Here is a 7,562-nt window from a genome sequence, read left to right as displayed (position 1 = left end):
GCTGTGAGAGTAGATTAAGGAATCACTGTGATAGATTGAAGAAATACCTGGCTCGATTTGGTGAATCAACTGTCAAGCTAAACAATCCCACACTATTCCTCACCGATAATCAGCCTCAGATTCATCGAACATTAAAGTGTTGGTCTTTATTAAGCTCAGACTCGTTCAAATCGATTGAAGAGTTCTACAAAAGTTCTCTGTCTTCTAATCAACTAACAGAACTGAATGCTAAGCCATCTATTAAGAAGGAAATGACACACTTTACAATCGAACAACTAAACTCAGTTGTTTCAGTACTAGAGCAATCTATTGCGATGAACTGGGCACTTAAAGGAGTGTATTCAAATGCCATTAATAGTATTGATAGTGAAACAGTTTCAAAAATCGCTAAGGTATCTAAAGACCTATCTAACTTGAAATTTGACGATGTTTTTAAGTATAAAAGTTCAGAGGAATATCTTTGTCTAAAAACTGAATTGAGAAATCTGAATGCAGCTCTATACACGCGACTAAGTAATATCGAAACACCAGCCTCAAATGTGATTAACTTAGACAAACAAGATTTTCTAGCTTCATTTAACCCAAGCGTAGAAAACTACTTAACTCGGTTGGGAGAATATGAGTCAAACCTATCTGAGGCTCTTATCACCCTCGAGTGGTTTAAAGCTCAAATTGAAGATATAAAGAGATTTTCTCTTCGTGAAACAATATCAAAGTTTTCACTCGAACAGCGTCTATCTCTATCAACGGATTTATGTACAATGCCAGTAAATACGAATGTTACAATTTCTCCTGATCGAGTCGATAGTAATATGCATACGACAAAAGTAACTAAACGTTCTACAAGAAATGTAACGCCAAAACCCTTACTCGAATCACTATTAAATCTATAAAACAATTATGTTTACTTATGACTATAAAAACGATTTATCTCTCTTAGCTGAAGCGTTTAAACAGAGTGAAAGCACAATAAAACTGTGGCAGAAATCAAAGCCGAAACAGGCTTTCATGTTGGATAATGCATTCAACTACTGTAATGATTACGATGAACTAAAGCTATTTGTCAACAGGCTGGTGGAATTGGAAACCATAAAAGAGGTTAACGCCGAACTAGGATTGCCTAGTGCTCCAGATCGACTTGTAGATGAAGGCTTCTCTAAGTCTGCCTATTGGAAGTGGTTTAAGGAAAACAGGCACTTGTATGTTGCGATGGTTATGGGGTATTCAGAGTTTAAGGTTCAGAACCTAGTAACCAATACTAACCAGGATTTGATAGCCAAGATACTAACTAACCTAAGTAAAAAGGAGCTGGTATCGCTCTACACCTCTGACCCAGATAGTTTAATTAAGTTAATCAATACGCTTAAGTGATGTGAATTTTTGGGGTGATATACAGTGTATATTCTAATGGGACCAGTATTGATGTCACATTGTAAATATACACTGTATATTTTAAAGGGAGCTATTTGTTAAAATAGTATACAGTGTATATTACTCAGATATCCATCTGGCATAGTGTTCCAGAACTCTTGATTAACTATTAATCAACATGGTTGTTCAAAAAAAAAGTATTAGAATATACAATGTATATTCTTAATCTAAAGTGTTTTAAATACTACAATTTTTCAGAATCAAGCGCGTAAGTACCCATCATAGTTGCATCAGCCGAACTGTTTTTCATACTAATGAAAACCACGGACTTACTTTTATCGAATTGGTCATTCGTGCACCCAATTAGACAACGACCCACTTTATGTGGTTTTGTTAATTTGTATATTCCAATGCCGATAGCATTGATTGCTCTAGCGAAACTCTTAGATAGTCCTGCCATAATCAACTTGTTGGCCATTTCGGACAGCTCCTGAGCATATGAATCTGTCATGTTTTCTGCCTTTATCTTTATCATTGAGCTCGAACCAAGCCACCAGTTGTTGTAAGCACCAGACTTACCTTGTGCGAGGACAATGTCTTCGATTGTGTACTCAATACCGAAGATGGTGAGTATGATACAACCACGAATGGCAAAATTGAGTTTACGTGGAATGTCATCCATATAGGTATCTGCTATTGCACCTCCTAGGCCGTTTTCTTTGGGCCAATTTACATTTGACACTAGCCAGTTAGAAACTTCATGTGACCCCTTCCTGCCAGCAAGTACAACCAATTTTGCTGGCTCCTTGTGACAAGCGTTGTAGCAACGGACTCCATCATAAGGTTGACCATGGGTGATACAGTGGGATTGTTCTATGAAATTGATATTAGTTAAGCCATCGAGATTAAATTCAAATGCGTTTGAATGAATGGTAGCCACAAAATACTCCTTAGAAAAAGCTCACTTGCCGATACGAATTAATGAATACAGATAAATACTTTCGGAATAACTAATAGTTCATAAGTAAACAGAATGTAAGGTGAGCCTAAGAAAAAAGAATCTAAGTTTGAGCTCTGTTGATACAAGAATGATCTAAGCTTGTTTAGATGAATTAACAAAATAATAGTAAAATTAAGATAAGGGAGATCCATGGAAGGATTGGGTATTATTGTCTTTAACGGTATAGGGATGCTTCTGTGTTTCTCTATTGGTTCTTTCGTTGCGTACTTTGGTTATAAAATTTTCAAAAGAGGCGCCTCGTTAAAGGAAGAGGAGCAACTAATCGAATGGAACAATCTCAAGGTTTCATCAAAAGGTGGAGGAGCAATAGTTACATCATGTTCAGCAATTTGGGCAATTGTGGGCTTATATGTTAGCCCTGGCATTTCAAATACTCCAAATGGGCCGGATTATACATCAATTCATAATAAACAGAATATAGAACTTAAGGTTGCAAGTGCGTACGTTGATGACCCTGAATCTATATTGGATAACCCTGAAGAGTTAAAAAAGTATTTTTCCGAGAGTTTGTCATCAAGAGACTATGACGTTGGAATTATTCACGTGAATGGCCGAATTGGAAGGTTGGATTCAGACTCAACAAACTACTTGGTTGATAGTTCAGGAAATACGACCTTAACAGCTGAGGCAGAAGGGGAGTTTGGTAAAGTACTAGTTTTATTCAGACCAAAAGTTAATGAAAAAAATCAATTGATATTTGATGCAGATGCTTTGGTTAAGAATGTGGATATAAATCGTCTAGATAAAGTAAAGAGTTCAGACTAATAAATCTTTACTATTCAAGCTACGTTGGTCTTTGGTCATTACCCATAAATCACTGAATAACCCACAGAAACAGAAATACCCAGAATCAATATGCACTTTACGACATTACCTCTAATGGTACAATGCGACATAATTTTCAATAAAAATACTACAAAATGTTCCTAAGAATAGAAAAAATTACAGTTAAGAATCTGTTTGGTTTTTTAAACTATGACATTGAACTTCCAGAGTCCGATCATGTGGTTATTACAGGCCCCAATGGCTATGGTAAGACTATGCTTCTCAAATTGATTCATAATGCTATCTCAAATAACTACAAAGAATTATCTAAAATAAGTTTTGATACATTCGAACTGAAAACCAATCTTGGTCTTGTCCGTTACTTCAACTCAGAATCTGGTATGCAGATCGAGTCATTTCTTAATGACGCAAAAAAGATCATCATTCCTTCAACCCAAAACTTGTCTGAAGAAAAGGTATTTGATTACAGAAAAGCTTTTTCTATTCTTATCCATTCTGTACATCTGAATGACGAAACTGAAGCATATAGCATCATTACAAAGCAAAGAGCGTTTCTAGAAGATAAAATGAAGTTTGCGCTAAGTAAATTGCACAAGCTTGACCAGTTGGTTTATGACTTATTTTCATGCATTTCAATAGAATCACACGAAGTTCAAAATAACGCATTACCGTACATGCAGAAAGAGAGGATAGTTGGCCTACAAGACCTGTTAGCACCTTACACTCGTTTCGGATTGCTACCAAAGTCGAGTAAGTATCTCGAATTGAATGACTTAAACCTTGTATCAGACTACACCATTAACTTGAGTGATAAATTGGATGAAATATTCTATGAAGAATCTTTGCATGAAGACTTTGTAGGACGTTTGAGCGAGTTCTCGAAGCTAATTGAGAAGAAAAAGTTTTCATTTAAAACTATAGCAGTTAACCCGGAATACGGCTTCGCATTCTTCAATCATGTTGGTGCTAATATACCTTTAGAAAAGCTGTCTTCAGGCGAGAAGAACCAAGTATCTATTTTCTTTGATCTAATTTTCAAAGCAGAAAATGGTGCAATCATTTTGATAGACGAACCTGAGGTATCTCTACACATTTCATGGCAGAAAGACCTCCTTAATGAGTTCTCTCAAATATCAAAGTTTAATCACTACTCACAGCTTATAGTAACAACGCATTCACCGGATGTGATTGGTGATGAATGGGAAAGTTCAATTGACCTCTTTGACAAGCATGTGATTGCAAAGAGTAACTAGTTATGTCGAGTTTAAGAGATGCTACCAGAGAACGTAGCGATGAAACTAAATTTAGCGCTCTGCTTTTACAGGTCCAAACTGACCACGTAGGCAATAGGATTATATTTGTTGTTGAAGGCGACTCCGATATTACTCTGTTTAACATGGTGTTGAGAAATACAGAGTTCTTTTACTGCACTCCAGCAAGTGGAAAGGCGGATGTCATAGAAGCTGTTGATAGGCTGAGGACTCGTATTTCTAATCAAGTTTACGGTATAGTCGATGCAGACTTCGACCACGTACTAGAAAAGACTTACAACGATACATTTATGACGGACGTGCATGATGCAGAAATTATGATGCTTCATGATGAATTTATCACAGATTTTATAACTGAACATACACAAAATCATATTCTGGGTCCGATGCAGATCGATGAAGTTGGTCAGAGATTAATGAGTAATCTGATGAGCGTCTGTAATGAAATCGGTCTTGTAAAACTCGCTTGTAGGTTGCTGAATTTGAATGTGAGATTCAAAGGTATGAACTACTTTACTAGCGAAGCTGTGACGGTTAACGATTTTAATGTGTCAATAAACATTCAAATCTTAATCGAAGCTGCAATCAGAAGAAGTCCGAGAGTAGAACAAACTCATTGTATCGACATATACAATAAATACGTAGAGTTAAATCAAGCTGGTTATTGTATATATCAGACCGCGAATGGGCATGACTTTTGCCAGTTGCTGGCTCAAGTGTTTAAGCAACCATTATCATCAGATAGAAATGTAACTGTCAAAGGGGTAGAGAAGTATCTTCGAAGCAAATATACAAAGGAGAACTTTGAGCGGACTAATTTATATGAGCAAATGATTAGACTTATTGAGACCGATGCAGAGGTAGAAGAAGTAGCGTAGTTTTTAGGATATCATATTGCCTCATTTCAACAGAAGTGAGGCGTCAATAACTATAACTTTCGTTACTCACTTACTTGAACAACTTTGTTGCCGAAGTATCTTAGTACTTTAGTTGTCCTACCGTTGATGACTGGCAAATCTTCTTTGTTAATCCATCCAATTAGCTCCTGAACATTAGATTTTCCGAATTGGTTCAACTTATACTCACTATCGTATATGCAGTTTGCCATACGTGTTACAGGGTCTCCAGTGCCGTATAGTAGGTATATCAGAGTCTTTTTTACCCTCTGTTCTTCATTACTTCCCATAAAGCTCTCCTTTAATGTATTGAGGCCACCTTTGTAGAAGCGAAACCGGTCATGGAAAGAGTGCAGAACGCAAAGTGCCTCAACTATATCAATCATTGAAGCTGATATGATTGCTTCCTTTGAACCGAGGACTTTTTTTATAAGGGGATAATTATGCGGAACAATGCGATCCTCAAAATGTTCCCATTTTGTATTCATCCATTCATTAATAAGTTTTGCCGTTTTAGACCGTTGTTGTTCATCCCATCCAAGAGGTTGGTGCTTCCAAGTGTCTTGAGTGGCATAGAAGTCGCGAACAAAGCTGAAGAATGAGTCAATTTCTAATCTTAATGGTATTAAGTCACCGTTAACTTTTCTATCGAAGGTTTTGTAGATTTCTACTATTCGATTAAAAGCACTAACTGATTCTTGATATGAACGCTGGTATGTATCTTGGAAAATAGACTTCTGTGATGCTTTCTTTTTACCGCGATTGATGTTCGAGAAGTTCACATCCCCCATGGTGTCGATGACATCGTGTTCCATGTCATTTAATAGTTTATTTGCATGATAGTACTTGTTATAGATACTCCGATAGCATTTGACTGCATCTCTATTGAGCACTTTTGCGTCACGCCAGTATTCACTGAATAACTCTTGCAGTTCTATAAATCTATGATCTTCCGGGTGGATGCCAATCATAACTTCTTGATTAGAATATATGGCGGATCGAGTTAGATTCGCTGAACCCAACAAGATGGACTTATCACCAAAAATGTAAAGCTTAGGATGGAATGAGTTGGTCGTGAAGAACCTAGCTTCAACCTTATTATTGTTTAGTAATCTATCTAGTGCAGATGGTGAGGTTGGAAAACCAAGTCGCACAATGATTTTTAAATTACATCCTTTTCCAAGGACCTCATCTATAACATCAAACTCTGTGAAAAAAGCTGAAGCAATGAATAAGTCCATTCCATCTTCTATATGATCTGTGATGCCATGTTTAATGAAATCATTTTTTGAAGTTCGATTAGTATACAAGTCCATTGGTTTGCTCTCATCACTCTCTTAAAATAGTACAAGCCATTGAGGTTGATAAAAGAGTAACTTATATCAGTAAAAGGATACACTGGCCTAAAGAATTCTGTGGCTACAAGCTTATTTTCGCAAGTTTGGAGTTGATCAAGTAAAGATATAAGGGGAGGGGGAGTTGTATATTTTCTGGTTTGAAAAAAAGAACCCCCTCCTAAGCAAAAGCGTAAGAGGGGGACAGAGATAAACGCTTGGGGGCAATTTAACTCCGAAGCGAATTATATACAGGTTTACAGCTTAGTTCAAAGAAAATGACACTATAAACAGTTAAATGCCCAATTTTTCAGCATGATAGATAAACGCCACACTATATGGATAATCCCCAATCTCCTAAAAGCTGATCAAGCTGCTGCTTTTGCTCATCGCTTATATTTTTAACTGTGAAACTGAACTCACCTTTCAAGGAGTCATGTTTTACGTGAACTTCAGAGCCGTTATCAAGTTTCTTCTTAAGTTTCTTTGGCTTTGTCAATGCATCTTGCCCTTGATCCTCATCATGCTCGGCATAGCTGTATGACAGAATCTTTTTTACGATTTGAGCGTTGGCGTGTTTAGCACTTAATGCTGTAAGCCTTAGGTTTTCTGTCTCTTCTAATAAAGATGAGCAAAAATTTTCAAAGCCTGATTTTTCTTTATCAGAAAGGCTAGTTATTTTCTTGTCTAATTCAATTATTGAAGGTCTTCCTAGATCAGGAACACTAGGAATGACATCTATTAGCCATTTTGGTAGCTCTGCCGCTTTTATACCAGCTGAGACTAAGTTTTTGTCATAGCCTTTCTCGGTGGCAATCTGAATATTGTTCAAACCTTGTTCTTTCTTGAGGTTCAGCCATTGCTTACCTAACTCATAGAGAGA

General features: G+C 36.8%; 7 protein-coding genes and 1 pseudogene. 5 read left to right on the top strand and 3 right to left on the bottom strand.

The genetic code is table 11. The annotated features are described in order from the left end of the window. Both IQR33_RS01905 and IQR33_RS01900 read left to right on the top strand, forming a co-directional pair. On the top strand, positions 1–893 hold an 893-nt coding region (locus IQR33_RS01905), incomplete at its 5' end, for a hypothetical protein (RefSeq protein ID WP_228013716.1). A 7-nt stretch (positions 894–900) separates the two neighbouring features. Beyond that, entirely contained in the window at positions 901–1,371 is a 471-nt protein-coding gene (locus IQR33_RS01900) for a hypothetical protein (RefSeq protein ID WP_025633942.1), read from the top strand. 244 nt (positions 1,372–1,615) lie between these two features. On the opposite strand, the gene IQR33_RS01895 is transcribed toward IQR33_RS01900, so the two are convergent. Then, positions 1,616–2,311 carry a hypothetical protein gene (locus IQR33_RS01895; RefSeq protein WP_025633943.1) on the bottom strand — a complete coding sequence of 232 codons (696 nt, stop codon included), beginning with the start codon at positions 2,309–2,311 and terminating at the stop codon, positions 1,616–1,618. Between the two features lie 210 nt (positions 2,312–2,521). Between IQR33_RS01895 and IQR33_RS01890 the strand changes: the two genes are divergently transcribed. The 3 genes from IQR33_RS01890 (at position 2,522) to IQR33_RS01880 (ending at position 5,327) form a co-directional block, all read left to right on the top strand. Next, positions 2,522–3,157, top strand: a complete 636-nt coding sequence (locus tag IQR33_RS01890; RefSeq protein WP_025633944.1) for a hypothetical protein — start codon at positions 2,522–2,524, stop codon at positions 3,155–3,157. A gap of 155 nt (positions 3,158–3,312) precedes the next feature. Next, positions 3,313–4,431 carry an AAA family ATPase gene (locus IQR33_RS01885; RefSeq protein WP_025633946.1) on the top strand — a complete coding sequence of 373 codons (1,119 nt, stop codon included), beginning with the start codon at positions 3,313–3,315 and terminating at the stop codon, positions 4,429–4,431. A gap of 2 nt (positions 4,432–4,433) precedes the next feature. Further along, positions 4,434–5,327 carry a DUF4435 domain-containing protein gene (locus tag IQR33_RS01880; RefSeq protein WP_025633948.1) on the top strand — a complete coding sequence of 298 codons (894 nt, stop codon included), beginning with the start codon at positions 4,434–4,436 and terminating at the stop codon, positions 5,325–5,327. Between the two features lie 62 nt (positions 5,328–5,389). Here the strand turns inward: IQR33_RS01880 and IQR33_RS01875 are convergent, their stop codons facing one another. Beyond that, positions 5,390–6,661: a phospholipase D family protein gene (locus IQR33_RS01875; RefSeq protein ID WP_025633950.1), complete on the bottom strand. Its 1,272-nt coding sequence runs from the start codon at positions 6,659–6,661 to the stop codon at positions 5,390–5,392. A 352-nt stretch (positions 6,662–7,013) separates the two neighbouring features. Further along, positions 7,014–7,562 (bottom strand): annotated as a pseudogene (locus IQR33_RS01870) (hypothetical protein); the annotation flags it as partial.

Origin of the sequence: Vibrio sp. OPT46 (assembly GCF_015163535.1) — a bacterium.
Classification (GTDB): domain Bacteria; phylum Pseudomonadota; class Gammaproteobacteria; order Enterobacterales; family Vibrionaceae; genus Vibrio; species Vibrio alginolyticus.
Note: the sequence above shows the minus strand (reverse complement) of the source record. Positions and strands in the feature narration are given on the sequence as shown.

Coding starts and splice junctions, on each gene's coding strand:
- IQR33_RS01900 (WP_025633942.1), top strand. CDS start 901: ATGTTTACTTATGACTATAAAAACGATTTATCTCTCTTAGCTGAAGCG.
- IQR33_RS01890 (WP_025633944.1), top strand. CDS start 2,522: ATGGAAGGATTGGGTATTATTGTCTTTAACGGTATAGGGATGCTTCTG.
- IQR33_RS01885 (WP_025633946.1), top strand. CDS start 3,313: ATGTTCCTAAGAATAGAAAAAATTACAGTTAAGAATCTGTTTGGTTTT.
- IQR33_RS01880 (WP_025633948.1), top strand. CDS start 4,434: ATGTCGAGTTTAAGAGATGCTACCAGAGAACGTAGCGATGAAACTAAA.
- IQR33_RS01875 (WP_025633950.1), bottom strand. CDS start 6,661: ATGGACTTGTATACTAATCGAACTTCAAAAAATGATTTCATTAAACAT.